The organism is Streptomyces sp. NPDC101219 (assembly GCF_044767675.1).
In the GTDB taxonomy this organism is placed as follows: Bacteria; Actinomycetota; Actinomycetes; order Streptomycetales; family Streptomycetaceae; genus Streptomyces.
In genome coordinates this window covers 63,538-88,839 of the sequence record NZ_JBIWOK010000003.1, presented here as the reverse complement: position 1 = coordinate 88,839, position 25,302 = coordinate 63,538, and the positions used below count along the sequence as shown (strand labels likewise).

Below are 25,302 nucleotides of genomic sequence, written 5' to 3'. Positions count from 1 at the left end.
ATGACGCAGGATTTCCTTCTTAGGAAAAGAGGGCGGGGCTCTGTTGTAGTACAAGCGCCTGCGCGGCGGCTCAGGGGAGACTCGCCGTCTCATGGTGGCTGTGCCTGTCCTAGGGTCGGATTTCTGCGTCACCGCGTCACCTGCGTCACCAAAGCTGTCTGACCTGTGGTTTTCGGGTGACGCAGAACCTTGGAGGTGCGTCATCGGTGACGCAGGCGCGCGTCACCGATGACGCAGGTGACGCAGGAGCCGCAGTCTGCGTCACCTCTATTCATGCAGGTCAGGCGGCGTCCGGTGACGCAGTGACGCAGGTGACGCAGGTTTTCCCTCTTAGGACAAGAGAGAGGGTGTCTGCTGTAGTACGCGCTCAAGCGCTAAAGAACGAGCCGCTTCGCGGCGCGACCGTCGCACGGTGGCTGTCGCCACCGAAGAACAAGAAGAGCACCGCCGGGCCGTGGTGCTCCTCTTGCGTGTCTGCCCGCGCTCACCAGCACCGGCAATCCCGGAGGGTGGGCCGACACAGCAGGCCCACTGCCGCTCGCAGGGCCGCCGGCGGCGGGAGCTCCCGCGGCGCTGAGGCGCCCGAAGGTCGCCCGCCCGCAGGGCGGTCCCCATTGCTCTTCGCTCGTAAGCGGAATCCGTGACGGCGCCCGTCAGGGAGGCAGATACACCCCCTGCTGGAACCTCTCAGAGTGGGTTTCCGTAGGGCCTTCCCTACACGCCTCCCCGCCTCCCTGATCCTTGATCTACACAGGTCAGATACGGGGAGGCACCTCAGGGAGGCACTCAGGGAGAACTCCCTGACTCCCTGGCGCCTCCCCCGCTGCCTCCCCACGAAAACGGAATGCGCGCGGACGCTGGCCGACCGATCCAGCAGTGGTTCTCCGTCTATGCGATGAAGTCCACGTCGATCAGCCCACGAGCGACAACTAGGACGCGACCACAACGGGCCCACTCTGGGCCCACTCTGGGCCCTCCGAGGACGACCGGAGGCGACCAACAACGACCAATAACCACCCCTCAGCCGCAGGTCAGTCGGGATGCGTGGCTCGCTGACCAGGGGCAAAGAATGGGCCCGCCAGACCCAGGGCAAGAAGAAGTAGGCCCGCACGAGTAAGCCCCCTGGCTGCAGGTTCTCCGCGGGCAGGGGGCTTGTCGCTTGTCCGGCGATTTCGGCGCGCGGCCCGGTGAACAGGAGCCGCTTCCCGCACGAGAGAGGCTGGGCTGCCGGAGGACCGCCGGTGACCGCCTTACCCGCCTGGCCTGTCCGAGGTGCCGGATAGCCTGCCGGAATGAGTGATGTGACGTGGGACGCCCTGGCGGCGACGGGTCTTCAGGAAGTGCGGCGCCGTGCGGCCGTCGTGCACGACGTGGTCGGTGCCGAGCCGGTGGCGGTGCCCGGGGCACAGCGCCTGGCCTGGAACGACGGGGCTGGTCAGTCCACGGTCTGGTACTTCACGGAGGACGGGCGCGCGCTGCTGCTGACGTTCGACCACGAGTCTGACCTGAATCTGTATGCGGAGGAGGACTTCGCCCTCCAGGAGTCCTTCTTCGAGGGCGTCCCCGCGTCTCTTGTCGCCCTGCTCCGCGACCGCCCGGAGAACTACGAGTCGCTGAACCTCACCGACCCGGACACGAAGCGGACGATCCACTACGCGGGTGGGGTGTTCTGGTACGACGGCTCGCGCTGGCACATTGCCGACGGGGTGGCTGAGCACTGCCGGCAGGAGGGCCTGGACCTCTTCCGCGAGTCCGGCTTCGACTACTGCCTGAAGGTCTACCGCTTCGGCCAGAGCTTCACCCCGGAGACGTTCGTGGCGCTTCGCGACGAGCGCGGCCGGTACGAGGACGAGGAGGAGAAGGAAGCGGACCTGGCCCGCCTCCGGGACATCTTCGCCCGCCACGACTAGGCCTGCCGTGGCAGCCCCGGGAATCTTCCTGCGGGACTCCCGGCGGCTGTCGTCGCCTGCCGGTCGGGCAGGCGTCCCCGCCGAGCGCTTGACCTTACCCTCAGGGGCAAGGTTTAGCGTTCTTCGAGGTGAGAGGCATGCGGATCGGCGAGCTGGCCCGGCGAGCAGGTGTGACGACCAAGGCGGTGCGCTACTACGAATCGCTGGGGCTGCTCGCGCCGGTGCGGCTGGCCAACGGCTATAGGGACTACGACGAGCACGACGTACGGCTCACGCAGGAGATCCGGGCGCTGTGCCGCCTCGGCATCTCGGTAGAGGCGACACGGCCTTTCCTGGAATGCCTGGCTTTGGGGCACCGGCACGCGGACGACTGCCCGGCCGCGATGGCCGGGTACCGGGACGCCATTCATGAGCTCACGCAGCGGATCGACGGCCTCACCGCCCGCCGGGCGGTGCTGGTGGCGCAGCTGCAGGAGGCCGCTCACCGCAACAGCCGCTTCCCATCGGCCAACAACGGGGAGGAACCGATGACCAACTACACCAGCTTGCCTGCCGATCTGCCCGTTCCCGAGGACGACGGCGCTGCCGCCCACCTGCGCGGGGCGAGGATGCCGCAGCTGAACCTCCGTGCCACCGACGGCACCACCGTCAGCCTCGAGGCGCTGGGTGCAGGTCGCACTGTGCTCTACATCTACCCGTTGACCGGCCGTCCCGGCACCGATCTGCCCGAGGGCTGGGACTCCATCCCCGGCGCCCGTGGCTGTACCGCCGAGGCATGCGGCTTCCGCGACCACCACCAGGACCTGCTCGCGGCCGGCGCGGCCCAGGTGTACGGCCTTTCCAGCCAGGACAGCGACTACCAGCGTGAGGTCACCGAGCGGCTCCGCCTCCCGTACCAGATGCTGTCCGACCCCACACGGAGCCTGGCCCGGGCACTGGACCTTCCGACATTCACCACAAGCGGGCTGACGCTGTACAAGCGGCTCACGCTGATCATCAAGGACGACGTGATCGAGCACGTCTTCTACCCGATCTTCCCGCCGGACAAGCACGCCGGCCAAGTCCTGGCCTGGCTGCGGGAGAACCCCGACCGGCTCTGACGCGCGCCCGGCTAGGATTCCCGCCGGGCGTAGCCGTAGCGCAGAGGTTGTCGCGCGCGGTCTCCAAAACCGCGAGGACGCCGGTTCGAATCCGGTCGGTTACGTCCGTCCCGCCTGACGGCCAACTGGGCGCCGCGACCGGGGTGGTGGTCTGCGTCGGGGTGGGGTTCGCTCCGGCGCTGCACTCCTTCGACCCGTTCCTGGTGGCCGCGCTGCTGGCCACGGCGGGGCTGGTGGCCGGTGGGGCCGTGGCCCTGCGCATGCCCGAGCCCGGTCCCGGCCGCGAAGGGGCAGGAGCAACGGACCGGGTGCCACGTCACCCTGTCGTCCCGTCGGGTACCGTCTCGGAATCCAGGCGGCACAGCCCGGCGGGCCCCTACAGACGCCGAACCGCTGGGGCCCGGCGTGCCCGCGTCCGCTGGGCCCGCCGGGCGCTCGCTGGGTCACCCCCTCGCTGTGGGTGGTGTGCGCAGCCTGCGGTTCAGCCATACGTATGCTGCAAGCGTCAGTGCGACGCGTGCCATGAGTTCGGTCCACAACGGCCAGGCTCCGACGGCGGCTTGTGCGGGCCCGAGCACCGCGCACAGCAGGACGAAGGTGAGCGTGCCCGCCACCGCCAGGGCGAGGACGTAGTCGGTGCGTGCCGTGCGGTGGCGGCCCAGCCGGGTTCCCAGGAGGCCCGAGGGGATCTGGACCAGGCCGTGGAAGCACACGCAGCCCAGGGCGGGGAGCAGGAGCACGAGACCGGGCATGTCCGCCGTGGGATCGCCGGCATGCGTCACGTCGTTGTCGTAGGCGGAGGCATAACCGTCCAGGGCCCAGGTCGGTGGCAGCAGGAAGGTGAGGAGCAGCAGCGCCCCGCTCAGGTGCATGGCGGCGAGGTGGACGGCCGTGCCCTGCACGATCCTCTTCGCACGGCTCCCCGGGGCAGCGGTCCGTGATGGCCTGGCTGTGTCCATGTTCCCCCTCGGTCTGCCCGCCCGTCGCCCGGTCGCGGCGTCGGCAGAACGGTACGCCTCGCCGTACGGCGAGCAACGCAACCCTGCGACGCTCGTGAGCGCGGGTGTCCCCGGGCTCCGGTCCCCCTCCCCGATCCCTGCTCGCCCTCGGCCACTTCCCGGTGGCCGGGCACCCGTATGGTGGTGGTCTCCCAGGGAAAGGGGGCTGGGTGAACGGCAATCCGCTGTATCACTGGGTGGCCCTGGCGGTGAACACGGTGCTCATGCTGCCGTTCTCGGTAGCGGTTCTGGCGGGGTGGACGCCGTCCTGGGTACCGCTCAGGAAGCGGGCCGGTATGCGACTGCGTGCCTACGGCATCCTCTGCTTCTACGGGGTCGTCCTCGTCAACGGCCTCCCCAGGATCGCCGACGCCTCCTTGGACACGGTGATGAACTGGATGAACGTGGGCTTCGGGTTCATCGCGGCCGCCTGCGTCGTGTTCCTTCTCGCCGAGCGCAGGGATGCCGAACACCGCCGTCGCCGGGAGGAGCTCGCCGCCTGTGAGTGACCCGGACTCATGAGCCGCTGAGCACCACCAGTTGCCGTGTCGCCCGCGTCATCGCCACGTACCGGTCCACCGCCCCCGCGATGTCCGTGCCGTCGGCGCGGGAACGGTCCGTGTCCCCGGTGGGGTCCGCGCCGAAGTTCTGCGGGTCGACGAGGACGACCAGGTCGAACTCGAGGCCCTTGGACAGCTCCGGGGGCAAGGAGCGGACGCGGTCGGACGTGGGCCGGTGGGCGGGGGCGCCGATGACGCAGGCGGTGCCCTCGGGGTGGGCCGTGAGCCAGGCGTTCAGGGTGTCGTCCAGGTCGGCGGCGCTGCCGTGGGTGACGGGGATGCCCGTGCTGCGGACGGAGGTCGGCACGTTGGCGTCCGGGAGCACGGCGCGGATGACCGGCTCCGCCTCCGTCATGATCTCCTCCGGGGTGCGGTAGTTGACGGTGAGGGAGGCCAGGCGGACGCGGTGCAGGCCGACGCGTTCGAGGCGTTCCTGCCAGGTCTCCGTGAAGCCGTGCCGGGCCTGGGCCCGGTCGCCGACGACGGTGAAGCTGTGGGACGGGCAGCGCAGCAGCAGCATCTGCCATTCGGCGTCGGTGAGTTCCTGGGCCTCGTCCACGACGATGTGCGCGAAGGGGCCGGCCAGCAGGTCGGGGTCGGCGGTGCCCAGTTCGGACGTGTCGACCATGCTCGCCTCGGCGCCCTCTCCGCGCAGCATGATGACGAGGCCCTCGCCGTCGTCCATGTCGGCGCCGGAGTGGGCGGTGGCCTCGATGAGGTTGTCGACGACCTGGGTCATGCGCTCGCGCTGGGCGGCGAGGACGGCTTCCTGGCGGCGGGCGCGGCGCGCCGAGTCGGGGTCGCCGAGCCGGTTCCGGGCCGCGTCCAGGAGGGGCAGGTCGGACACGGTCCAGGCGCGGGGGTCGGCGCGCTGGAGCCTTTTCACCTCGTCCGGGCCGAGCCACGGGGCGCACAGGCGCAGGTAGGCCGGTACCGACCAGAGGTCGGAGACGAGGTCGGCCGCGTCGAGCAGGGGCCAGGCGTTGTTGAGGGCGGTGTTCAGTTCCCTGTTCTGCCGGAGCGCCTTGCGCAGCAGTTCCGGGGAGACCTCGCCGCCCCGGTCCGGGTCGTCGCCCGCGGAGGCGTCGAGGTCGTGCTGGTCGACGATGATCGTGAACAGCTCGTCCCGGATCTGCTCGCGGGCCTCGTTGTGCGGGGTGCCCGGCTCCACCGCGGCGAAGGCGGCGGCCCAGTCGGCGGGGCTCAGCCGGACCTCGGACCAGGGCGTCGTCACCGTCAGGGCCTCGGCGGGCGGGTCCTCGTAGAAGCGGACGGCGGTCTCGATCGCCCGCACCATGTCCGCGGACGCCTTCAGCCGCGCCACCTCCGGGTCGGTCTCGGGCAGCGCGTCGGCCCCCTCCTCCACCAGGTCCCGCAGGATGCAGGTCTGCACGCCCTCCTCGCCGAGACTGGGCAGCACGTCGGACACGTAGTCCAGGTACGGCCGGTGCGGGCCCACGAACAGCACGCCGCCCCGGCGCCGGCCCAGCCGGGGGTCGGAGTGCAGAAGGTAGGCGGAACGGTGCAGGGCGACCACGGTCTTCCCCGTTCCCGGCCCGCCGTCGACGACGAGGGCGCCCCGCGAATCCGCACGGATCACGGCGTCCTGGTCGGCCTGGATGGTGCCGAGCACGTCCCGCATCCGGGGTGAGCGGGTGTCGCCCAGGCTCGCGATGAACGCGGACTGGTCGTCGAGGGCGGCGGCGTGACCGGTGAGGCCGTCCGCCGTGAACACCTCGTCCCAGTAGTCACTGACCCGGCCACCGGACCAGCGGTACCTGCGACGGCTCGCCAGCCCCATCGGGTTGGCGTGGGTGGCCCCGAAGAACGGTTCGGCCGCAGGGCTGCGCCAGTCGACGAGGAGCCGCCGGCCGGTGCTGTCGGTCAGGCCGAGTCGGCCCACGTAGACGGGGTCGCTGCCGTCGTCGGCGACCATGCGCCCGAGGCACAGGTCGAGGCCGAAGCGGCGCAGTGCGCGCAGCCGCGCGGTCAGGCGGTGGATCTCGGCGTCCCGGTCCATGGCGTGCCGGCCCAGTCCGCCGGGTGCCCTGCGTTCGGCGTCCAGGCGCGCGGTCAGCTCGGCGATCGTCTCCTCCAGACAGGCCGCGATCGCCGCGAAGTGCGCCTCGTCGGCCGCGATCAGTGCGGGGTCGGCTTTGGCGGCGAGCCGTTCCGGCAGGTCGAAGGCGCCGGCGGCCTCGGCCGCGCCGTATCCGGACAGCATCGTACTCATAACGCGAATCACCCTTTTCCGCAGCTTTCTGGCTCCGGCCGGAAATTCTGCGGCACGAGGGGGGCCTTGCCGCAAGCCCCCCAGTGCGCTATACGTTGAGAGTGGCGAGGAGTGGGTGACCAGCCGTACGTCGCCGGTCCGGCCCTCCACCTCACGTCCCGGCCTCCCGGCCTCCCGAGCCCGGAGCGTCCCGCCTCACGCGTCGCGTTCTCACGCCACCCCTCCCGTGCGCCCGGCACACTGCGAGCCGTTCTGTCACGGCTTTTGCCATGAACACCACGTTCGGGTGAACAGCCCCTTTGAGGTGCAACCGCACATTCCCTCCGCAGGTCGCACATGCCACAGACACGCACGTCCTTCGAGGGAAGACGCATGAGCCACCAGTACCCCCAGCAGCCGCAGCAGCCCCACCAGCCCCAGCCTCAGCCCGGATACGGCCATCCCCAGCCGTTCGGGCCGGGGGCGCCGATGCCGCAGCCTCCGAAGAAGCGCAGCGTCGGCAAGATCGCCGGTCTCGGCTGCGCCGGCCTGCTGGCCTTCTCCGTCCTCATCGCGGTGGTGGCCGGCGGCGGCAGCGACGACCCCGCCGACACCGGCAGCAGGGACAAGGCCGTCGCCGCCGACGACAAGCCGGGGGCCAAGGACAAGGAGAAGGACAAGGAAAAGGACGAGCCCAAGGAGGCCAAGACGCAGGCGGAGGAGTTCCAGGACTGTGTCGAGAAGTCCGGCACGGCGGGAGAGAAGGCCGCCGTCGAGCACGTCACCAAGGTGACCGGAGCCGACAAGCGCAACGACCTCCTCGACTCCGCCGAGGTCTTCACCGACTTCACCGGCGGACTGCTCGGCCCCCACCAGGGCGAGGGCAAGCTGATCGCCTCCGCGTTCGCCTCCTGCTACGAGTCCGACAACGGCCTCGTCTCGGTCTACGACGAGGCCGGCGAACTCCTCGCCAACGGCAACTACTGAGAGGGGCAGGCCGATACGGGCGGGCCGACCGGCACCTCCGCCCAGACCGTCTTGCCCACGGTCTCCCGAGGACCCCAGCCCCACCGCCGGGCCAGCGCCGCCACCAGGAGCAGGCCCCGGCCGGACTCGCCCTCGGGGCACGAGGAGGGCGCCGCCACCGGCGGCCTCCTCCCCGCCGCCGCGTCGGCGACCTCGACCCTCACCAGGCCCGCCACCTCGTCGCGTTCGAGCCCGAGCCGGAAGTCACGGCCAGGGACACTGCCGTGCCGCACGGCGTTCGCGGCGAGCTCCGCGACGACCAGCGCCACCGCGCAGGCCGCGTCCGACTCCGGTGAGTAGCCCCACTCCTCCATGCGCCGCGCGGCGAGACGCCGGGCGAGGCGCGCACCGCGCGGCGTCGAGGGCAACTGCGTGGAGAGGGCGCCGCGTTCGACGCCTTCTGTGGTTCCTGCCGACACGGGCTGTCCGTCCTTGTGCTCCAGGGTGACACCATCCGGACGCCCCGCGAAGTGAGCGGGTCGTCACGTTCCGTGCACAAGAGTGGCCGCCGCGCCCTACGCTCGAAAGGGGACGCAGCCTTACCTTTCGGCTCGTAAGGAACGGAAGTGACGCCTTGGCCAAAGGAATTGACCCGGGTACGTCCATGGCCGCGCTGTTCGGCTCCCGGGTGCGCAAGCTCCGCACGGCGGCGGGCCTGACGCAGGCCGAACTCGGGGCACTGACCCACGTGGTGAGCACCCGCATCACCCAGATCGAACGGGCCTCCGGGGCCCGCCCGACACTGGAGCTGACGCGGGCACTGGATGCGGCACTGGAAGCCGATGGGCTGCTGGTCGACCTGTGGCCCTACGTGTACCGGGAGGCGTTCCCGGACTGGTCACGGGCGTTCATCGAACTCTCCGAACGGGCGAAGGTCATCGACCAGTACGCCGCGCACGTCGTCCCCGGCCTTCTGCAGACCGAGGCCTACGCCCGGGCGGTACTGGGTCTCGACGTCATGCTCAGTGGCGAGCATCAGTTGGAGGAGCGAGTGGCGGCACGCATGGTGCGCCAGGAGCGCCTTGCGTCCCCGGATCGACCGGCCTTGTGGGTCATCCTGGACGAGGCCGTGTTGCGCCGCCCGGTGGGCGGGTCGGTCGTGATGCGGGAGCAGATGCAACGCCTTCTCGATGCGGCCACTCAGCTCCGTCTCAGAATCCAGGTACTGCCCTTCGACCAGGGCGGGCATGAATCAATGGGCGGTTCCCTGACGCTTCTGGCTCTGCCGGACGGCTCGGAGGCCGCCTATACCGAGGGCTCCGACTACGGCCAACTCATCGAAGGAACGGACGAGGTCACCCGTTACCGGGTGATTTACGATCGGCTACGGGCGGCAGCCCTGCCCCCGCTCATGTCGCTCGACATGATCCGGTCCGCGATGGAGGGCAACTACCGTGGAGCGAACGTCCCGTCCCGATCTGAACGGCGCAGAGTGGCGCAGGAGCAGCTACAGCAATCAGGCGGGAGGGGACTGCGTCGAGATCGCCGCAGGGGTGCCCGACCTCGCCCCCGTCCGTGACAGCAAAGATGTAAACGGTCACGTACTGGCCTTCCGAACGGAAGCGTGGGCCACGTTCATAGGCGCGCTGAAGACCGCACGTCCGCTGAGCTGAAGCAGCCCGTCGAAGGGAGCCCGCGTGACCCGCACGTCCCGACCCGACCGGAACGGCGCAGGATGGCGCAAGAGCAGCTACAGCAATCAGGAAGGGGGCGACTGCGTCGAGGTGGCCGCAGGGGTCCCCGGCCTCGCCCCCGTCCGTGACAGCAAGGCACCTCACGGCCCCGTACTCACCTTCCGAGCCACCACCTGGGCTGCCTTCATAGGCGAGTTGAAGGCCGGTCGGCACCGGCACTGAGTCGCCCGGGTACCGGTCGCGTCCCGCGATTCCGGCCCGCCGGTTCCTCGTTCGCGAGGGGGCGGTGGGCCGCGCGGCTTCCAAAGAACCGGGGGAAAGAACTACCCGCCCACCCACCCTCCCGGCTGCGTCACCCGTCCGGGTGACCGGCTTGCCCGGGTGGGTCACGGACCGTTACGTTCCCGGCGACGACAGTAATCAGAACGGCCCCCGGGCGGGAGTGGCATCCCGAACGAGGGCCTCACCAAGCAGGAAGACGACCCTTCCCCCATGGCTGACTCGCAGTCTAACGCGCCCTTGCGCGCGGACACCGGACCTTCCACCTCGGGTGTGCTCCACGTACGCACCCGGCTCACCGCCGACTTCACGGTGATGGCCAACGCCCTCGCCCAACGGCGCGGCAGCGCCGTCACGATCGGCGTGGCCGCCTACATCCTGTCCCTGCCCGACGGAGCCCCCGTCAGCATCGCCGCCCTGTGCGGGCACTTCACCGAGGGCGAGATCCTGATCTCGCGCGCGCTGCGGGAGTTGGAGGACGCCGGGTACCTGGAGCGCCGACGCGTCCGCCTGCCCAGCGGCCGGATCCGCACCCGGACGTACTTCTACGACGTACCCGGCGGCCCCCCGGAACCGGACGGGCCGCCCGAACCGCCCACCCCGCCCCGGCCCCGCAGGGCGGCACCTGAAGCCGTCGGCGCAACGGCTGCTTTCCGGCCCGCCGTTCGAGAAGCCGCTCAGCCGGAGGCCGACGAGCCCCACCAGCCCGCGCAGCCTACGCAGCCCCCGGCTTCTCCCCCGCTCTCCGAAGCCGATCCCCGTGCGATCGCCGTCCTTGCCTCCCTCCGCCGGGTCGACCCCCGGCTCGTCCTGTCCGCCGAGGAGGCGGCCCGCCTCGCGCCCGCCGTCACGCAGTGGCTGGCCGCGGGTGTGGGACCGTCCGGCATCACCGAGCGGCTGACCGCGGGACTCCCCGACCACTTCCGCACCCGCCCGGCAGGCGTCCTCGCCTTCCGGCTCCGGGAGACGCCGCTGCCCGAGCCGGTGCGGCCGGCTCACCCCGTGGAACGCCCCACGGCCGTCCTGCCGTTCCAGACCTGCGACGGCTGTGAACGGGCCTTCCGGTCCCCCGCCCCGGGCCGCTGCCGCGACTGCCGTCCGGCGGCGGCCGCACCGGCGGAGGCCTTCCGTGCGGCGGGGTGAGCGCGTGCTCGTGGCGGGGTGTGCCCCGGGCGGGGCGAGGGCACGCCACCCGGCGGCCCGCCGCCGTCACCCGACGAGCACTCCCTGGAGCACCACGAGTATGGTTTCTTGTATGGCGACCAAGAAGGTGACCGTGACGATCCCCGAGGAGCTCCTGGAGGAGATCCGCGGGGAGACCGGCGAGCGGGGGCTGTCCGCCTACGTCGCCGACGCCCTGCGGCTCAAGCGGGACCGCGACCGGCTCGTGGAGCTGGTCGGCTGGCTCCAGGAGGAGCACGGTGCGGTGACGGACGAGGAGCGGGCGGCGGCCCGTGAGGAGTTGCAGGACCTGGACGCCGAGCACGAGCGCCGTCGGACCGCAGCACGCAAGCCGCACGCGGGGGAAGCCGCGTGAGGAACGGGCGGGGCGGGCAGGAACAGTCGTCGCTGCGCGTCTTCGTCCTCGACTGCGAGGCCCTGTCCCTGGCCGTGCGCGGAGACCGTCGGATGATCGCCCGGCTCGACCTCGCCGCCCGGGGCGAGGCGGAGGTGGTGACCTCTCCCTTGACGCTGATCGAGGCGTACGACGGCCGGACGACCGAGCAACGCTGGGACTGGGTGCTGTCCCGCCTGAAGGTCGCCGACATCGGCCGGGACGAGGCACGCCAGGCCCGACGGCTGCTGGCCGACGCGGCACTGCACGGACACAAACACGCGATCGACGCGGTCCTCGCCGTGGTGGCCCGCCGGCAGCAGGGGCGGGTCACGGTCTTCACGTCGGACGTCGACGACCTGGAGAGACTGGTCCCGGACACGGTCGTCGTCGTCAAGGTGTGAGGGCGCGCGGCTCACGGATGCATCCGCGCCCCCTTGAGGACCTTGTCGACCGCGTTCCTCGGGCCGTGCACCGCGAGGCCGACGAGGTCCAGGTCGGCGGTGCCGACGGCGCGGACCGCCGCGCGGTTGGCCTCGTCGTGGCCGGTGGCGAACAGGTCGCGGGTGAAGACGGCGCGGGGCAGGGCACGGGCGAGGATGCGGGTGTGGGCGGTGCGCAGCGTCTCCTTCGTGCCCTCGAAGATCAGGACCGGCTGGCGGAACATCGGCAGGTAGCCGACCTGGTCCGCGTCCTCGTAGGGCTCCCCGATCACCTCGGGGAACTGGCTGCCCAGGCCGCTGACCAGGAACGCGGTGACGTTGAGGCGCTGCCAGGTCTCCAGGTCGTCGCGCAGCAGGACGGCGATCTTCGTGTCGAAGCGTGGGGTCGTCATGCCGTTGAGACTGCCGATCGGGGCACGCCGGCGTCTTGTACGTTGTTTGCATGGCCGCAGCGCGCTCCGTGGGGACGTCCGGGGCGACCGTCTCCGCCTGGCGGCCCCGGGTGCCGGGTGTCGTCGAGGTGTTCCACGCGCGTTTCACGGAGTACGCGTATCCGATGCACGTCCACGACGCCTGGACGCTGCTGATCGTGGACTCCGGCGCCGTCCGGTACGACCTGGACCGGCACGAGCACGGCACCCCGCACGACACCGTGTCCCTGCTGCCGCCGCACATCCCCCACAACGGCTCCCCCGCCACCCCGGACGGCTTCCGCAAGCGGGTGCTCTACCTCGACGGCATGCACCTCGGGGACGACCTCATCGGGCCTGCCGTGGACGGCCCCGACCTGCGGGACCCGCTGCTGCGGCGGCGCGTCGGGCAGGTGCACACCGCGCTGGCCCGGCCGGGCGACGAGTTGGAGGCGGAGAGCCGGCTGACGTTCGTCGGGGAGCGGCTGCGCGAGCACCTGCGGTCCCGGGGGCCGGCGCGGACCCCGCTGCGGGACCCGGTCCTCGCCCGGCGCCTGCGGGAGCTGCTCGACGCACGGGTGGTGGAGGGCATCGGGCTGCGCGAGGCGGCCGACGTGCTGTCCGCCCATCCCGCGCACCTCGTACGGGCGTTCAGCGGCGCCTACGGCATCGCACCGCACCAGTACCTGATGTCCCGGCGGGTGGGGCGGGCCCGGCGGCTGCTGCTGGAGGGGCGTGCGCCGAGCGAGGTCGCGGTCGCCACCGGGTTCTACGACCAGGCCCACCTCACCCGGCATTTCCGCAGGCTCGTCGGGGTGACTCCAGGGCGGTACCGGGACGGGGAACGCCCGTAGGGAAGGCCGGGCGGGTGGCCGCTGTGCGAGCGGACCGCCGGCTGGGTACCGCCGCGCCGTCCGGAACCGGGCGCCGGGGGCGTTCGGCTCCGGACGGCGGGGCGGTCGCGGTCACTTCACGTCGACGTAGTCGCCCGCCGCCGTCGCGCCGCCCGTGGTGGCCGTCTGGCCGAACGTCCAGCGCCAGTAGCCGTCCACGGTCGCCTTCACCGTGGTCTTCAGGTTGCCGCTGGAGTTCGCCCGCACCGTCTTGACCGTCGTGTACGTGCTGGTGCCGGCCTTGCGGAACTGCAGCTTGGCCAGCTTGTTGCCGTACCCGGCGTAGGTGCGCTTCGCCCAGTCGGCGCGGGTCAGCTTGCCCGTGACGGTGAGCGTCCTGTTCCTGACGACCGGCTCCGGCGAGGCATTGACCGTGGCGCGGGCCGCGCGCTTGACCTGGAGGGTGCCCGACGTGCTCAGGTACTCGTGGTCGAGTTTGCCCCCCTTCTTCTCCAGGAACGCGACGGCGCCCAGCTTCCAGGTGGTGGCGTCCTTGGCGGAGTCGAGGTTCTCGCGGGGCCGGATGCGCAGGGTGCCCTCGCAGTTCGCGGCGCGCGTACCGTCCTCGTAGCAGGTGATCATGTCGGCGTGGAAGAGCTGGTCGCCCGAGGCCGTGTACGCCTTGGCGGGCGTGGTCCCGTGGTACATGAACGGGTTGGTCGTCGCCGTGCTGATGGTGTACCCGGCGGGCCAGGTCACCCGGTAGCTGATCGTCGGGTACTTGGTGTCGCTGGTGCCCACGACCATGGGCTTGCCCTTGTTCACGACCACGTTCGACACCTTGATGCCGGTGTCGGCGGCGTGGGCGGGCTGTGCGGTGAACGCCCCGAGGGCCAGTGCTCCGGAGAGCGCAGCCACGAGGGCGGATCTGCCTGTGCGCATGCACGTCCTCTTCATGCATGGGACCCCTGTGCTCGGGACCCGGATCGCGGCAGGTTAACAGCCCGGTCCCGCACGCCCGTTCGGACCCCTGACCGACCGGTGCGGCCACCGGGCGGGCGCAGCGGTGGCGGTTCTCGGCGCGTGATCGGCGTATCGGTGAGACGTTATGGGTGAGACGTTGTGGGTGAGACGTTTCGTTGAGGCGTTTTCGTTGAGGCGTTTTCGTTGAGGCGTTTTCGTTGAGGTGTGATCGCTGAGTCGTGATCGCCGAGGCGTGATCGGTGAGGCGTGATCGGTGAGGCGTTCTCGCTGAGGCGCTTCGCTGAGACGTGGACTCGAGGACGCAGTCGGAACGGACGGGCACTCCGGGGAAGAGGTGGATGTGATGGACGAGCGCCCCGCAGGGCCGGAAGGCACCGCGGAGGAGAACCGGAGCGGCACGATCTCCCGTCGCCTGAACTGGCTCCGCGCGGGAGTGATGGGGGCCAACGACGGCATCGTCTCGACCGCGGCGCTGGTCGTCGGCGTGGCCGGCGCCGCGGTGAGCAACAGCGCGTTGCTGGCCTCCGGCATCGCCGCGCTGGCGGCCGGGGCGCTGTCGATGGCGGTGGGCGAGTACGTCTCCGTGTCCAGTCAGCGCGACTCGCAGAAGGCGGAACTGGCCGCCGAACGCCGGCTGCTGAAGGCCAACCCCGCCAGGGAGCTGAAGCAGCTCACGGGACTGATCCAGGAACGCGGCATCGACCCCGACCTCGCCCGGCCCGTGGCCGTGCAGCTGACGAAGAAAGACGCGCTGACCGCGCACGCCCGCCTCCACCTGGGCATCGACCCGCACGAGCTGGTCAATCCGTGGCACGCGGGGCTCTCGTCGATGCTGGCCTTCCTCGTGGGCGGGCTGGTGCCCCTGCTCGCGATCCTGCTCACGCCGCGGTCCGTCGCCGTGCCGTCCACGGTCGGGGCCGTGGTCCTCGCCCTGATGGTGACCGGCTCGGTCTCCGCCCACGTGGGCGGCGCGAGCAAGCGCCGCGCGGTGACGCGGGTCGTCGTGGGCGGGCTGGCGGCCATGGCCGTCACCTACGGCATCGGCCTGCTGGTCGGCTCGCAGATCTGACCGGGCGCGTGCCCTTCGTACGGGCGGGGCGGGCGCGGGTGTATGCGCGGGGCGGGCGCGGATGTACGCGCGGGGCGGGCGCGGATGTACGCGCGGGGGCGCGGGGTCAGTCGTCCGAGGGGCGCTGGTCGTCCGAGGGGCGCTGGTCGTCCGAGGGGCGCTGCAGGAGGTGGGTGAAGGCGTCCAGGTTGCGGGTCGACTCCCCGCGGGACACCCGCCAGGCGTACTCCTTGCGGATCGCGGAGGCGAAGCCCAGCTCCAGCAGGGTGTTGAAGCTGCCGTCGGCGGCCTCCAGGACCTGGCCCAGCAGGCGGTCCAGCTCCTCCGGCGTGACGGCGGACAGCGGCAGACGCCCGGTTACGTAGATGTCGCCGAGCGGATCGACCGCGTAGGAGACCCCGTACAGCTTGAGGTTGCGTTCCAGCAGCCAGCGGTGGACGCCCGCCTCGTTCTCGTCGGGGTGGCGGATGACGAACGCGTTCAGGGAGAGCGTGTGGCGGCCGGCGATCAGGGACAGCGTCGTGGACAGCTTGCGGGTACCGGGGAGTTTCACGACGTACGTGCCGGGATCCGGGCTCTCCCATTCGAGCTCGGCGTCCTTCAGGACGTCCTCGATGACCCGGGTCACCCGCTGCCCTGCCTGCTCTGCCTCCGCGTGGTCAGCCATGGTGGGAGCGTACGTGACGGCGGTGCGCCTGCGTCGCGGCGGCGTAGACGTCGGCGGTGGCCGCCGCGGCGGTGTCCCAGCCGAAGGACTGCGCGTGCCGGGCGGCGGCCCCGCCCATCCGGTCGGCGAGGTGCGGGTCGTCGGCGAAGTCGCGCAGCACACGCGCGTATGCGGCCGGATCGTGCCCGCGCACGAGGACGCCGGTGTGTCCGTCGCGCACGGCCACCGGAAGGCCGCCGACCGCGGCGGCCAGCACGGGCGTGCCGGCCGCCTGCGCCTCTATGGCGACCAGGCCGAACGACTCGCTGTAGGACGGCATGACGAGCACCGACGCGGCCCGGAACCAGTCCGCGAGCTGCTCCTGCGCGACCGGCGGACAGAACCGCACCACGTCGGCGATGCCCAGCCGCGCGGCCAGCTTCTGCAGCCCCTCCGGCTTCGCGAGGCCGCTGCCGCTGGGGCCGCCGACCACGGGCACGCAGATCCGGGAGCGCAGTTCGGGGCGCTCGCCGAGGAGCACGGCGACCGCGCGGAGCAGCACGTCGGGGGCCTTCAGAGGCTGTATGCGGCCCGCGAAGAGCGGGATCAGCGCGTCCTGCGGCAGGCCCAGGCGGGCCCGGGCGGCGGCGCGTGCCGCCGAGGTGCCCTCCCCCGCGCGCAGCTCGCCGCACCCTTTCGGGAACGGGCGGAAACGGTCCAGGTTCACGCCGGGGTGGACGACGGCGACCTTGCCGGGGTCGGCCGCGTAGTGGCGGACGAGTTCGTCGGCCTCCTCGGTGGTGTTGGCGATCAGGCGGTCGGCGGCGTCGACGATCTGGGTCTCGCCGATGACGCGCGCGGCCGGTTCGGGGGTGTCGCCGTCGGCGAGGTTGGCGTTCTTGACCTTGGCCATGGTGTGCATGGCGTGCACCAGGGGCACGCCCCAGCGCTGGGCGGCGAGCCAGCCGACGTGGCCGGAGAGCCAGTAGTGCGAGTGGACGAGGTCGTAGTAGCCGGGACGGTGACCCGCCCACGCCTGCATCACGCCGTGGGTGAAGGCGCACAGCTGGGCGGGCAGCTCCTCCTTGGCGAGCCCCTCGTAGGGGCCGGCGTCGACGTGCCGGACGAGGACGCCGGGGGCCAGTTCGACGGCGGGAGGGAGGGCGGCGGTGGTCGCGCGCGTGAAGATCTCGACCTCGATGTTGATCGCGGCGAGGCGCTGCGCGAGTTCGACGATGTAGACGTTCATGCCGCCCGCGTCGCCGGTGCCCGGCTGGTGGAGCGGTGAGGTGTGCACCGAGAGCATCGCCACCCGGCGGGGCTGCCTGCGGTGCAGACGCAGCCGCGTGGGCACGGCCGGGGAGCGCCGCCCGAGCCTGCCGATGTACTGGCTCACGTGGCGGTCCTCCTCGGGCTGTGGGCATGGCGAGCACGGGGCGTGCGGCCTCCGGGACTGCAACGCCGGAAGGGGGCGCTCCCATTTCCGGGTGACCTCCCCGGAAGCGGTCTTTGCCGAATCATTACCGTTTGTCGCTCAACCGTTCGAGTTGATGGTGCGTGTGGTGGCGCGGGTGGGGTGGACCGGCGGGCCTGCGGCTCGCGCCGGGAGCGCCCGGGGGCACGGGGACGCCGTCGGCCTGAGCTCCCTGGCACCGCGCGGGCGCCGCGGGCGTGGGCGCCGTAGCCGCCGTAGCCGCCGTGGGGCGCCGGGTACCCGCCTACCCTCATAGGCATGACGACCCGCGCCACCCCGTTTCCCCATGCCCGGCCCCGCCCGGGCCGCGGGGCGCCCGTCGTGGGCACGGTGACGCGGGGGACGACCAACCCGAACCGGCTGCGCCGCATGGACCGCTGGATCGTCGCCACCCACGGCGCCGACCTGCGCCGCGCCGACGAGCCGGTCGCCGTCGACCTCGGCTACGGCGCGGCCCCCTGGACCGCTGTGGAACTGCTGCACCGGCTGCGCGGCGTGGCCCCCCGCACCCGCGTGACCGGCATCGAGATCGAACCGGCCCGGGTCACCGCCGCCCGGCCCTACGCGCGGGAAGGGCTGGACTTCCGGCACGGCGGCTTCGAGCTGCCGGTCCCCGGCACCCCCGTCCTCGTGCGCGCGGCGAACGTACTCCGCCAGTACGACGAGGCCGAGGTCACCGAGGTGTGGCGGCGACTGTGCGGCCGGCTCGCCCCGGCCGACCCGGCGACCGGCTCGCGCGGCGGGCTGCTCGTCGAGGGCACCTGCGACGAGATCGGACGCCGGCACGTGTGGGTGGCGCTCGGCCCGGAGGGCCCGCGCACCGTCACCTTCGCGACCCGGCTCGGCTCCCTGGCGCAGCCGTCCGACCTTGCGGAACGCCTGCCGAAGGCCCTCATCCACCGCAACGTCCCCGGCGAACCGGTGCACGCCTTCCTCCGCGACTTCGACCGCGCGTGGGCCGCCGCCGCTCCCTACGCCTCCTACGGCGCCCGACAGCGCTGGATCCGCGCGGTGCGGGACCTCACCGCGGACTGGCCGGTGACGGACGGGCCGGTGCGGTGGCGGCAGGGCGAAGTGACGGTGCGGTGGGAGGCCCTGGCGCCGCGCACCTGAGCGCACCGCCGGACAGCAGGACAGCGGGACAGCCCGCGACAGCCGGGACAGCCGGCCCGGGAACGATCTCCGTGAGTCGTTCGTCACATCCATGGGGTGATCGACATGCCGGGGCGGTGAGGGCGGAAAACACCCGGAGGGGACGGACCGCGGTACGGGCAAGCCGCACGGACCGGCGAGGGTCGGGCGAGACGCACAGCGGGCCACTCCCCCTGTTGCTTCGCGGGCCGACATGGCAACATCCCCCGGGCGACCGCACGTTACCGACCGTTAACCAGATGGGGGAGTGAGTCATGGGCACGGCGCCGGGGACGCGTACCGGGAGTGGAAAGCGGGGACTGGTCACCGTTGCCGTGGCCGTGGTCTGCGCGGTCACCGTGCTGGCGGCACCGGGCACCGCCTTCGCGGCCCCCGCACCCGACCCGACCCCCGGCGCGACCGCGAGCGCGGCCACTCCGGTCACCAACGCCGAACTCGACGCCGTGCGCAAGAAGCTGGACAAGCTCTACCGCGCGGCGGCCGTCGCCACCGACGAGTACAACGCCGCCGAGGAGAAGACGCAGGACCAGTCGGCGCAGATCGTCGCGTTGGCCCAGAAAATCGTCAAGGGCCAGGAGAAACTGGACGAGTTGAAGGACCGCGCCGGTGCCGCGGCCGCCGCCCAGTACCGGGGCGGCGGACTCCCGCCCGAGGCGCACCTGATGCTCAGCGACGATCCACAGGACTTCCTCGAGGGCGCCGGCCGGGTCCGCCAGGGCCAGCACGCCACGAAGGGCCTGCTCGGCGAAATGGCCCGCACTCAGGCCGACTTGAAGCAGTACGCCAAGGACGCCGACGCCCAGTGGCGCAAGCTGGAGGCGGGCCGGAAGGCCAAGGCCGCGGCCCAGCAGAAGATCGAGAAGAAGATCGCGGCGGCCGAGAAGCTGGAATCGGAGCTGGAGAAGGAGGAGAAGGAGCGCCTGGCCGGGCTCGAGCAGCAGGCCGCGCAGCAGGCGCAGGCCGCCTGGCTGAGCTCCGGCATCCTCGACGACATCACGGGCGAGGCCACGGCCCAGGGCAGGAAGGCCGTCGCGTACGCCACCGCGCAGATCGGCAAGCCGTACCAGTGGGGAGCCGAGGGCCCGGCGTCCTTCGACTGCTCCGGGCTGACCTCCCAGGCATGGGCCTCGGCCGGGCGCGGCATACCGCGCACCTCGCAGGCCCAGTGGAAGCAGCTCACGCGCGTGGCCGTGCAGGACATGCGGCCCGGCGACCTCATCATCTACTTCGGCGACGCCAGCCACGTCGGTATGTACGTCGGCGACGGCACGATGGTGCACGCCCCCCGGCCGGGACGCTCGGTGACCCTCGCGGGCGCGGGTTCGATGCCGATCCTCGGCGTCGTACGCCCGGACCCCGGCGCGAAGGCGACGACGGGGACGACGCCACCGTCGGCTCCGGAGAAGAAGACGGAAAAGAAGACCGGGGCGACGTCGGACAAGAAGGCTGAGAAGAAGACGGCGAACGGCACCGCGAACGGCAGAGCGGACGAGAACCCGGAGAAGCAGAAGAACGCGGAGAAGAACGCCGAGAAGAAGGCCGAGAAGAAGGCCGAGAAGAAGACCCAGAAGGATTCGTCGGCCGGGACACGGACCTCCGGAAGCGGAAGCGACGAAAAGGGCAAGGACACCGGCACGGACACCGGAGCGGACGCGAGCTGAGGGTGGCCTGCGACACCCGCCACCAGCGGCACTCACGCCCTCCCCACAAGGGGACGCAAGCCCACAACCCGGGCGGCCTGCCGTCCCGCCTCCGCCCTCCCCAACACCCCGGTGACGCGGGCCACGTGACGCAGCGCACGCGGATCCCGCCGACCCGAGCCCGTCAACGTGACGTTCGTCATCCCCGCAGCATGCGCGGGCTGTCCAACTGCGGGCGAAAACGCGGCATATGACACTGGCTCTTGGCCGAACCGCGTGCTCCACACCATTCCGCTGCGCCGCCGCCACCCGCTATCGTCCCCGTTCGAAGGGGCTGCCCCTGCTCGCACGAAGCAGCGCGCCGGGGGTAGGGCCGAGAAGCCCGGCCCCGCACCATGCCCTCGGGGGGAGGGAAGGAACCCGGAACGATGCCCGCACCCGTACCGCGGCAGAGAGCGATCCCGGCCGCGGAAAGTGGTCAGGCGCCCGCCGCACCAGTGAACGGCGGTCCCGTCCAGGACTCCTCGGAGTACCGGACAGCGGGCCCGCGCACGGCGGACCAGGCCGCGACCACCACGGACCAGGCCACGTCCACGCCGGGCCGGGCCGAGGCGACCGCGCACCAGAACCTCACCCTGCTGCTGATCGAGGACGATCCGGCGGGCTCGCCGATCGTGCCGGACCTGCTCGACCAGGCCGGCAAGCCGATCCGTGTGCGCACCGCCCGCAACCTCACCGAGGCCGAGCGGCTGCTGACCGACGACGTGCACTGCATCCTGCTCGACCTGGCGCTGCCCGCGCCGGGCCGGGTGGGCGGCGGTGACGACGAGCTGGCCGTACTCAAGTACGTCCTGGAGCTCGCGCCCCGGCACGCCGTGCTCGCACTGACCGCGTCCGGCGACGCCGAGCGCGGCGCGGAGGCGGTGCGCGTGGGCGCCCAGGACTACCTCTTCCGCGACGAGCTGGACGGCAGGCTGCTGAGCAGGGCGATCCGCTACGCGGTGGAGCGCAAGCGCTCCGACTCCGCGGAGCGGCGGCTCGCCGAGGGCCGGCTGCGCGCGCAGGAGAACGCCCGGCTGGAGCGCGGCCTGCTGCCCACCCCGCTGCTGGACGGCTCACAGCTGCGCTTCGCCGCCCGCTACCGCCCGGGCCGCTCGCGCGCCCTGCTCGGCGGTGACTTCTACGACGTCGTCCGCACCCCCGACGGCACCGTGCACGCCATGATCGGCGACGTCTGCGGCCACGGCCCGGACGAGGCCGCGCTCGGCGTGGAGCTGCGCATCGCCTGGCGGGCGCTCACACTGGCCGGGCTGTGCGGGGACGAGCTGCTGGGCACGCTGCAGCAGGTGCTGGAACACGAGCGCGCGGACGACGAGATCTTCGCGACGCTCTGCACGGTCGACATCGCACCGGACGGCCGCCGGGCGGGCCTGTGCCTGGCCGGACACCCGTCACCGCTGCTGCTCCGCCCCGGCCTGCCCGTACGCCTGCTGCCCTACGACAACAACGGCCCCGCGCTCGGCCTGCTGCCCGGCGCGCGCTGGCCGCGGACGCAGGTGGAGCTGGGTGCCGAGTGGGGGCTGATGCTCTACACGGACGGTCTGATCGAGGGCCGGATCGGCGAGGGCGGGGAACGCCTCGGTCAGGACGGCATGGTCGAGATGGTCCGCCGCCAGCTCTCCGAGGGCCTGCGCGGCGAGGAACTGCTGCGGGCCGCCGTCAACGAGGTCCGGGACCTCAACGGCGGCGAGCTGACGGACGACGTGGCCGTACTGCTGCTGGACCGCACGGCCTGAGCCCGCACCGCCCGGGCCGGTACTGCTCTGGCCGGGGCAGCTCGCCCCCGGCATCCACGCGGGCGGGTCAGCGGCCGCCGGCCACCGTCGCGGCCGCCGCGGCCGCCGCGGCCGGTGCGGCGCCTGCTACCGGCCGCCGTTGTACGGGCCGTAGGGGCCGTCGCTGCTCGATCCCCCGTACTTGCGGCCACCGCCGGAGATGCCGCGCAGGGCGGGCCGCACGTCGACCATGTACACGATCGTCGCGATGAGCCCGATGATCGGCAGGAACGACAGGATGTTGAAGATCAGGTTCACCACGAAGGCGAGCCCGAGCACGATCAGCCAGAACGGCTTGGTCTTCTTGTCCGCCGCGCGATAGGCGTCCTCACGGCGCACGGCGGCGTCGATCAGCGCGAAGCCGCTGAACACGATCAGGGCCATGCTCAGCAGCCACATGAACCCCGCGAAGCCCTGCATCAGCACTACGTCCACCACCCGACTCGGCTCGTCCTTACGCGGTCACCGTACCCGCAACCGCCGGCCGGCTATCCGAAGAACGGGCCGGACACCGCAAAGGTGCCCGGCCCGCCCGGCCGCCGCCGACGGCCACGGTCCGAGACGTGGCTCACTTGGCGGGCGGAGTGGTCCGCTTCGCGGTGCTCTTGCGGGCCGGCGCCTTCTTCGCGGTGGCCTTCTTCTCCGCGGCGGCCGCGGCGGAGGCGGGCGTGGCGACCGGCGTCGCGGCCGCGGCCGGCTTCTCGTCCTTGACCTCGACCGGCTTGGGCTCGGCCTTGGTCTCGGCCTTCGGCTCGACGGCGACCGCGATGTCCTCGATGGTCTCGGCGGTGTCGCCGCGCCACGTCTTCACGGCCTGCTCGCCGTGCTCGGCGACCTTCTCGTAGGTCTCCCGGGCCTTGACCGCGTACTCGGCGGCCACGCCCACGCCGCGCAGGGCGAGGTCCTGGGCGGTCTCGCCCAGCTTCTTCAGATCGGTGTCGAGCGAGCCGATCAGCTCGTTGACCTTGGCCTGGAGGTTCTCCTGGGTCTCCTTGACCCGGTGGCCGGCCTTCTCCTGGACGGCCTTCGGGTCGGTGTTGCGCACGGCCTCGATCCGCGCAGGGGCCTCGGCCCGCAGCTGGTCCACCAGGGCGGGCACCTTCCGGGCCTGCTGCAGCGCCAGGTCGGCCGTGCCGGCGGCGAAGTAGAGCGGGGTGGGGTTGCTGAGGGTCTTGCGCAGGTCGTCGGTGATGGCCATGGTGATGGTCCTCCCGGATGTCGTTTCGGCTGAGGGTCTTTCTGTGGTCCGCGGCGGACGGCCGGTGCCCTGGTCCGGCTCAGCCGGCCGTCTGCTGCGGATCGCTGTCACTGCCGCCGGCCCTGCGGGACCGGCGCTCGGCGGACGTACCGCCCTTGCTGGTGGAGCCACGGCGTCCGGCGGGCTTCCCGCCGTCGGCCGCACGGCCCCGACGTATGGACTCGGCACCGTCGTCGACGTCCTCGGCGACCAGGTCCCCGGGCTCGGCACCGTCGGCACCGTCGGCACCGGCCGCCCCTGTCGCCTCGCCGTCCTCGGCGGCCCCAAACCCGTTCTCCTTGCGGAAGGATTCGTAGATCTGGAGCAGCACCTGCTTCTGACGCTCGTTCAGCGTGGGGTCGGCGAGCAGCACGGCCCGCGTCTCCACCTCGTCCCGGTCCCGCTCGGCGTCGAGGATCCCGGCCCGCACGTACAGCGTCTCGGCGGAGATCCGCAGCGCCTTCGCGACCTGCTGCAGCACCTCCGCGCTCGGCTTGCGCAGCCCGCGCTCGATCTGGCTGAGGTACGGATTGGACACCCCGGCGGCATCCGCGAGCTGCCGCAGCGACAACTGCGCGCTGCGCCGCTGCTCCCGCAGGTACTCACCGAGATTGCCGACGTTGAGCGATGCCATGCCCCCACTGTCGCGCACCGCGCTAACTATTGCAAGCAACCTGCTTGCAGAAGTGTGCCGCCTCACGCTTACGCGGCCGACCGGACGTCCACATGGCCTGCCTGACCGCTTCTGCTCAGCCACCGCCCTCCCCGTGGCCCCTGAACCTGCACGCGAAAATGGGCGCGGCCCCCCTCCACCCGACCGGCGACGAATCCGGATGACGGCGTACCTGGTGCCGGTCTAGCGTTCCGGCCATGACCTCCCCGGACGACAGGCCCTGCGTGACCATCCGCTGCCAGGACAACGCATCCGTGGGCGTGACGTTCTGCGACCGGTTCAGCTTCGACGCGGACTCCGTGCACTATGCCGTCGAGCTGCGGGCCCCGGGTCTGACCGCTCGCGTCGACGAGGTGGTCGCCTGGATCTGGGACAGCGATCTCACCGCGTTTGTGGGCGAACTGGCCGCGGACTACCGGGGATGGGACGGCGAACGGAGCTGGCAGAACAACGACAGAGACCTGGCGGTGTCGGCCGTCTTCCGGTCGGGCGGCCACGTCGGGCTGACCTGGACGGTGCGACCCTGGCCGCGGGCCGCCGCCGGCTGGAGCGCCTCGGCGACCACGTGGCTGGAGGCCGGCGAGCAGATGACCGCCCTGGCCGCCGACATCCGGCACTTCCTCTCCGGGGAGCACCAGTGACACGCCGAGGCCGAGCTCACCGCGCAGGCCATGCACCTTGCGGCCGAAGGACGGTTCCAGGCCGAGGGCGGCGCCGCGTCCCACGTCACGAGTGCACGGGCCGAGTCCAGAGAGTGAGGTCACTGCTGGTGACGACCGCGAGGGTCAGGCCGGAAGGCGAGAATCCGGCTGCGCGGAGTGCTGAGTGATCGGAGTGGAAGACGTGCCACCACGTCCCTCCCGCCGGTCCGTCGTGGGACCCGCCGTCGGCGGAGAGGATGACGCGGTCGTGGGGCCACTCGGGGCTGACGACGTCCAGGGTCCAGCCGTCCGGCGTGGTGCTGTGCAGGCCGCCGCCGAAGAGTCCGGCTATGCGCACCGGGACGCCCGCGACGGGGCCGAGCCCGGGGCAGGTGAGGTCCGGGTGGGCGTCCGGGGTGCTCGTTTCCGGATCGGGGTCCCGGTCACGGGCGATCTTCTCGCCGGTGACCGCGTCGAAGAGTCCGTGGCCGTCGCTGGTCACGACCATGACGAGGTCGTGTCCGCTGTCGGGATGGACGGCGAATCCCACGCCGAGAAGGCCCCCGATGGGAGTCCTGCGGTCCGTCACCGGCTGCCACGGCTCGGGAGCGGGCATGACGGTGGCGGCGAGATAGCGCTCGCGCAGCTTCTGCTGATACTCCGTGATCAAGTCGTCTCCTCGGTGCGATCCGCGTCGAGGATCTCTCGCGCAGCGGCCCACGTCGACTCGAATTCCTGGCGGGTGGTCTCAGCAGCGCCGTCCGCCTCCCGCCATCCGTGCAGGGCTCCTTCCGCGAGGACGCCGTACCGCCGCTCGTAGGCGGCCATGGCCGCGAGGCCGCCCCGGTCACGGATCTCGATGACCTCCGCCGGCGAGGCCGCGGCCACGGGCCGGCGCTGAGGTCCGTGCAGTCGGCCTGACGCAGGGCCCATTCCTCGCTGTCGAGCTCGACGTACGACCAGACATCGCTCTCGCCGTCGTAGGCGCGGA

General features: G+C 71.8%; 27 protein-coding genes, 1 tRNA gene and 1 pseudogene. 17 read left to right on the top strand and 12 right to left on the bottom strand.

What is annotated here, in order from left to right:
- Positions 1 to 1,292: 1,292 nt before the first annotated feature.
- The 3 genes from ACIRPP_RS06555 (at position 1,293) to ACIRPP_RS06545 (ending at position 3,114) form a co-directional block, all read left to right on the top strand.
- Entirely contained in the window at positions 1,293 to 1,910 is a 618-nt protein-coding gene (locus ACIRPP_RS06555) for a hypothetical protein (protein WP_403638504.1), read from the top strand.
- A gap of 137 nt (positions 1,911 to 2,047) precedes the next feature.
- On the top strand, positions 2,048 to 3,010 hold the full coding sequence (locus tag ACIRPP_RS06550) for a redoxin family protein (protein ID WP_403638502.1): 963 nt from the start codon (positions 2,048 to 2,050) through the stop codon (positions 3,008 to 3,010).
- A 29-nt stretch (positions 3,011 to 3,039) separates the two neighbouring features.
- A tRNA-Trp gene (locus ACIRPP_RS06545) sits at positions 3,040 to 3,114 on the top strand.
- A 339-nt stretch (positions 3,115 to 3,453) separates the two neighbouring features.
- On the opposite strand, the gene ACIRPP_RS06540 is transcribed toward ACIRPP_RS06545, so the two are convergent.
- Positions 3,454 to 3,912, bottom strand: a complete 459-nt coding sequence (locus ACIRPP_RS06540) for a hypothetical protein (RefSeq protein ID WP_403638500.1) — start codon at positions 3,910 to 3,912, stop codon at positions 3,454 to 3,456.
- A 266-nt stretch (positions 3,913 to 4,178) separates the two neighbouring features.
- Here ACIRPP_RS06540 and ACIRPP_RS06535 point away from each other — a divergent pair, with 266 nt between their 5' ends.
- Positions 4,179 to 4,517 carry a hypothetical protein gene (locus ACIRPP_RS06535; protein ID WP_403638499.1) on the top strand — a complete coding sequence of 113 codons (339 nt, stop codon included), beginning with the start codon at positions 4,179 to 4,181 and terminating at the stop codon, positions 4,515 to 4,517.
- A gap of 7 nt (positions 4,518 to 4,524) precedes the next feature.
- Here the strand turns inward: ACIRPP_RS06535 and helR are convergent, their stop codons facing one another.
- Positions 4,525 to 6,801, bottom strand: a complete 2,277-nt coding sequence (gene helR / locus ACIRPP_RS06530; protein ID WP_403638497.1) for an RNA polymerase recycling motor ATPase HelR — start codon at positions 6,799 to 6,801, stop codon at positions 4,525 to 4,527.
- Between the two features lie 372 nt (positions 6,802 to 7,173).
- Between helR and ACIRPP_RS06525 the strand changes: the two genes are divergently transcribed.
- Positions 7,174 to 7,767, top strand: coding sequence for a hypothetical protein (locus ACIRPP_RS06525; protein ID WP_403638495.1), 594 nt, complete (start codon positions 7,174 to 7,176; stop codon positions 7,765 to 7,767).
- On the opposite strand, the gene ACIRPP_RS06520 is transcribed toward ACIRPP_RS06525, so the two are convergent.
- On the bottom strand, positions 7,761 to 8,225 hold the full coding sequence (locus ACIRPP_RS06520; protein WP_403638493.1) for an ATP-binding protein: 465 nt from the start codon (positions 8,223 to 8,225) through the stop codon (positions 7,761 to 7,763). The genes ACIRPP_RS06525 and ACIRPP_RS06520 overlap by 7 nt on opposite strands.
- 185 nt (positions 8,226 to 8,410) lie before the next feature.
- Here ACIRPP_RS06520 and ACIRPP_RS06515 point away from each other — a divergent pair, with 185 nt between their 5' ends.
- The 6 genes from ACIRPP_RS06515 to ACIRPP_RS06490 all read left to right on the top strand — a co-directional run bounded on the left by ACIRPP_RS06515 (position 8,411) and on the right by ACIRPP_RS06490 (position 11,678).
- The gene (locus ACIRPP_RS06515) at positions 8,411 to 9,325 is read left to right on the top strand and encodes a helix-turn-helix domain-containing protein (RefSeq protein ID WP_403638491.1); all 915 of its coding nucleotides are present in this window, start codon (positions 8,411 to 8,413) and stop codon (positions 9,323 to 9,325) included.
- Positions 9,288 to 9,419 carry a DUF397 domain-containing protein gene (locus tag ACIRPP_RS06510; RefSeq protein ID WP_403639155.1) on the top strand — a complete coding sequence of 44 codons (132 nt, stop codon included), beginning with the start codon at positions 9,288 to 9,290 and terminating at the stop codon, positions 9,417 to 9,419. The genes ACIRPP_RS06515 and ACIRPP_RS06510 overlap by 38 nt, the downstream gene beginning before the upstream one ends.
- Positions 9,420 to 9,443: 24 nt before the next feature.
- Positions 9,444 to 9,662: a DUF397 domain-containing protein gene (locus tag ACIRPP_RS06505; protein ID WP_403638490.1), complete on the top strand. Its 219-nt coding sequence runs from the start codon at positions 9,444 to 9,446 to the stop codon at positions 9,660 to 9,662.
- Positions 9,663 to 9,932: 270 nt separating this feature from the next.
- Positions 9,933 to 10,862: a hypothetical protein gene (locus ACIRPP_RS06500; protein WP_403638488.1), complete on the top strand. Its 930-nt coding sequence runs from the start codon at positions 9,933 to 9,935 to the stop codon at positions 10,860 to 10,862.
- A 112-nt stretch (positions 10,863 to 10,974) separates the two neighbouring features.
- Positions 10,975 to 11,256, top strand: a complete 282-nt coding sequence (locus ACIRPP_RS06495) for a CopG family transcriptional regulator (protein ID WP_403638487.1) — start codon at positions 10,975 to 10,977, stop codon at positions 11,254 to 11,256.
- On the top strand, positions 11,253 to 11,678 hold the full coding sequence (locus ACIRPP_RS06490) for a hypothetical protein (RefSeq protein WP_403638485.1): 426 nt from the start codon (positions 11,253 to 11,255) through the stop codon (positions 11,676 to 11,678). Before ACIRPP_RS06495 ends, ACIRPP_RS06490 begins: the two co-directional genes overlap by 4 nt.
- 11 nt (positions 11,679 to 11,689) lie before the next feature.
- On the opposite strand, the gene ACIRPP_RS06485 is transcribed toward ACIRPP_RS06490, so the two are convergent.
- A complete protein-coding gene (locus ACIRPP_RS06485; protein WP_403638483.1) occupies positions 11,690 to 12,109 on the bottom strand; it encodes a DUF2000 family protein in 420 nt (139 codons plus the stop codon).
- Positions 12,110 to 12,159: 50 nt separating this feature from the next.
- On the opposite strand from ACIRPP_RS06485, the gene ACIRPP_RS06480 reads away from it, so the two are divergent.
- The gene (locus tag ACIRPP_RS06480) at positions 12,160 to 12,981 is read left to right on the top strand and encodes an AraC family transcriptional regulator (protein WP_403638482.1); all 822 of its coding nucleotides are present in this window, start codon (positions 12,160 to 12,162) and stop codon (positions 12,979 to 12,981) included.
- Positions 12,982 to 13,092: 111 nt separating this feature from the next.
- Here ACIRPP_RS06480 and ACIRPP_RS06475 read toward each other — a convergent pair whose 3' ends face one another.
- A complete protein-coding gene (locus ACIRPP_RS06475; RefSeq protein WP_403638480.1) occupies positions 13,093 to 13,902 on the bottom strand; it encodes a hypothetical protein in 810 nt (269 codons plus the stop codon).
- A gap of 385 nt (positions 13,903 to 14,287) precedes the next feature.
- Here ACIRPP_RS06475 and ACIRPP_RS06470 point away from each other — a divergent pair, with 385 nt between their 5' ends.
- Complete coding sequence (locus tag ACIRPP_RS06470) at positions 14,288 to 15,013, top strand: VIT family protein (RefSeq protein WP_403638478.1); 726 nt, start codon at positions 14,288 to 14,290, stop codon at positions 15,011 to 15,013.
- A 106-nt stretch (positions 15,014 to 15,119) separates the two neighbouring features.
- On the opposite strand, the gene ACIRPP_RS06465 is transcribed toward ACIRPP_RS06470, so the two are convergent.
- Together ACIRPP_RS06465 and mshA are read right to left on the bottom strand one after the other, a co-directional pair.
- A complete protein-coding gene (locus tag ACIRPP_RS06465) occupies positions 15,120 to 15,680 on the bottom strand; it encodes a YbjN domain-containing protein (RefSeq protein WP_403638477.1) in 561 nt (186 codons plus the stop codon).
- Complete coding sequence (mshA, locus tag ACIRPP_RS06460; RefSeq protein ID WP_403638475.1) at positions 15,673 to 17,055, bottom strand: D-inositol-3-phosphate glycosyltransferase; 1,383 nt, start codon at positions 17,053 to 17,055, stop codon at positions 15,673 to 15,675. The genes ACIRPP_RS06465 and mshA overlap by 8 nt, the downstream gene beginning before the upstream one ends.
- Before the next feature lie 399 nt (positions 17,056 to 17,454).
- Here mshA and ACIRPP_RS06455 point away from each other — a divergent pair, with 399 nt between their 5' ends.
- The 3 genes and pseudogenes from ACIRPP_RS06455 to ACIRPP_RS06445 all read left to right on the top strand — a co-directional run bounded on the left by ACIRPP_RS06455 (position 17,455) and on the right by ACIRPP_RS06445 (position 21,721).
- Entirely contained in the window at positions 17,455 to 18,246 is a 792-nt protein-coding gene (locus ACIRPP_RS06455) for a class I SAM-dependent methyltransferase (RefSeq protein WP_403639153.1), read from the top strand.
- Between the two features lie 293 nt (positions 18,247 to 18,539).
- Positions 18,540 to 19,640: pseudogene (locus ACIRPP_RS06450) on the top strand (NlpC/P60 family protein); the annotation flags it as partial.
- 713 nt (positions 19,641 to 20,353) lie between these two features.
- Positions 20,354 to 21,721: a PP2C family protein-serine/threonine phosphatase gene (locus tag ACIRPP_RS06445; RefSeq protein ID WP_403638473.1), complete on the top strand. Its 1,368-nt coding sequence runs from the start codon at positions 20,354 to 20,356 to the stop codon at positions 21,719 to 21,721.
- Positions 21,722 to 21,847: 126 nt separating this feature from the next.
- Here ACIRPP_RS06445 and ACIRPP_RS06440 read toward each other — a convergent pair whose 3' ends face one another.
- From ACIRPP_RS06440 to ACIRPP_RS06430, 3 genes are all read right to left on the bottom strand, one after another.
- On the bottom strand, positions 21,848 to 22,180 hold the full coding sequence (locus ACIRPP_RS06440; protein ID WP_164333867.1) for a DUF2516 family protein: 333 nt from the start codon (positions 22,178 to 22,180) through the stop codon (positions 21,848 to 21,850).
- A gap of 148 nt (positions 22,181 to 22,328) precedes the next feature.
- Entirely contained in the window at positions 22,329 to 22,958 is a 630-nt protein-coding gene (locus ACIRPP_RS06435; protein WP_403638471.1) for a hypothetical protein, read from the bottom strand.
- Between the two features lie 79 nt (positions 22,959 to 23,037).
- The gene (locus ACIRPP_RS06430; RefSeq protein ID WP_403638469.1) at positions 23,038 to 23,631 is read right to left on the bottom strand and encodes a helix-turn-helix domain-containing protein; all 594 of its coding nucleotides are present in this window, start codon (positions 23,629 to 23,631) and stop codon (positions 23,038 to 23,040) included.
- A gap of 236 nt (positions 23,632 to 23,867) precedes the next feature.
- Here ACIRPP_RS06430 and ACIRPP_RS06425 point away from each other — a divergent pair, with 236 nt between their 5' ends.
- Complete coding sequence (locus tag ACIRPP_RS06425) at positions 23,868 to 24,311, top strand: DUF6228 family protein (RefSeq protein WP_403638468.1); 444 nt, start codon at positions 23,868 to 23,870, stop codon at positions 24,309 to 24,311.
- Between the two features lie 85 nt (positions 24,312 to 24,396).
- Here the strand turns inward: ACIRPP_RS06425 and ACIRPP_RS06420 are convergent, their stop codons facing one another.
- Together ACIRPP_RS06420 and ACIRPP_RS06415 are read right to left on the bottom strand one after the other, a co-directional pair.
- On the bottom strand, positions 24,397 to 24,981 hold the full coding sequence (locus tag ACIRPP_RS06420; RefSeq protein ID WP_403638466.1) for a hypothetical protein: 585 nt from the start codon (positions 24,979 to 24,981) through the stop codon (positions 24,397 to 24,399).
- On the bottom strand, positions 24,978 to 25,199 hold the full coding sequence (locus ACIRPP_RS06415; RefSeq protein ID WP_403638464.1) for a hypothetical protein: 222 nt from the start codon (positions 25,197 to 25,199) through the stop codon (positions 24,978 to 24,980). The genes ACIRPP_RS06420 and ACIRPP_RS06415 overlap by 4 nt, the downstream gene beginning before the upstream one ends.
- Between the last annotated feature and the right edge of the window lie 103 nt (positions 25,200 to 25,302).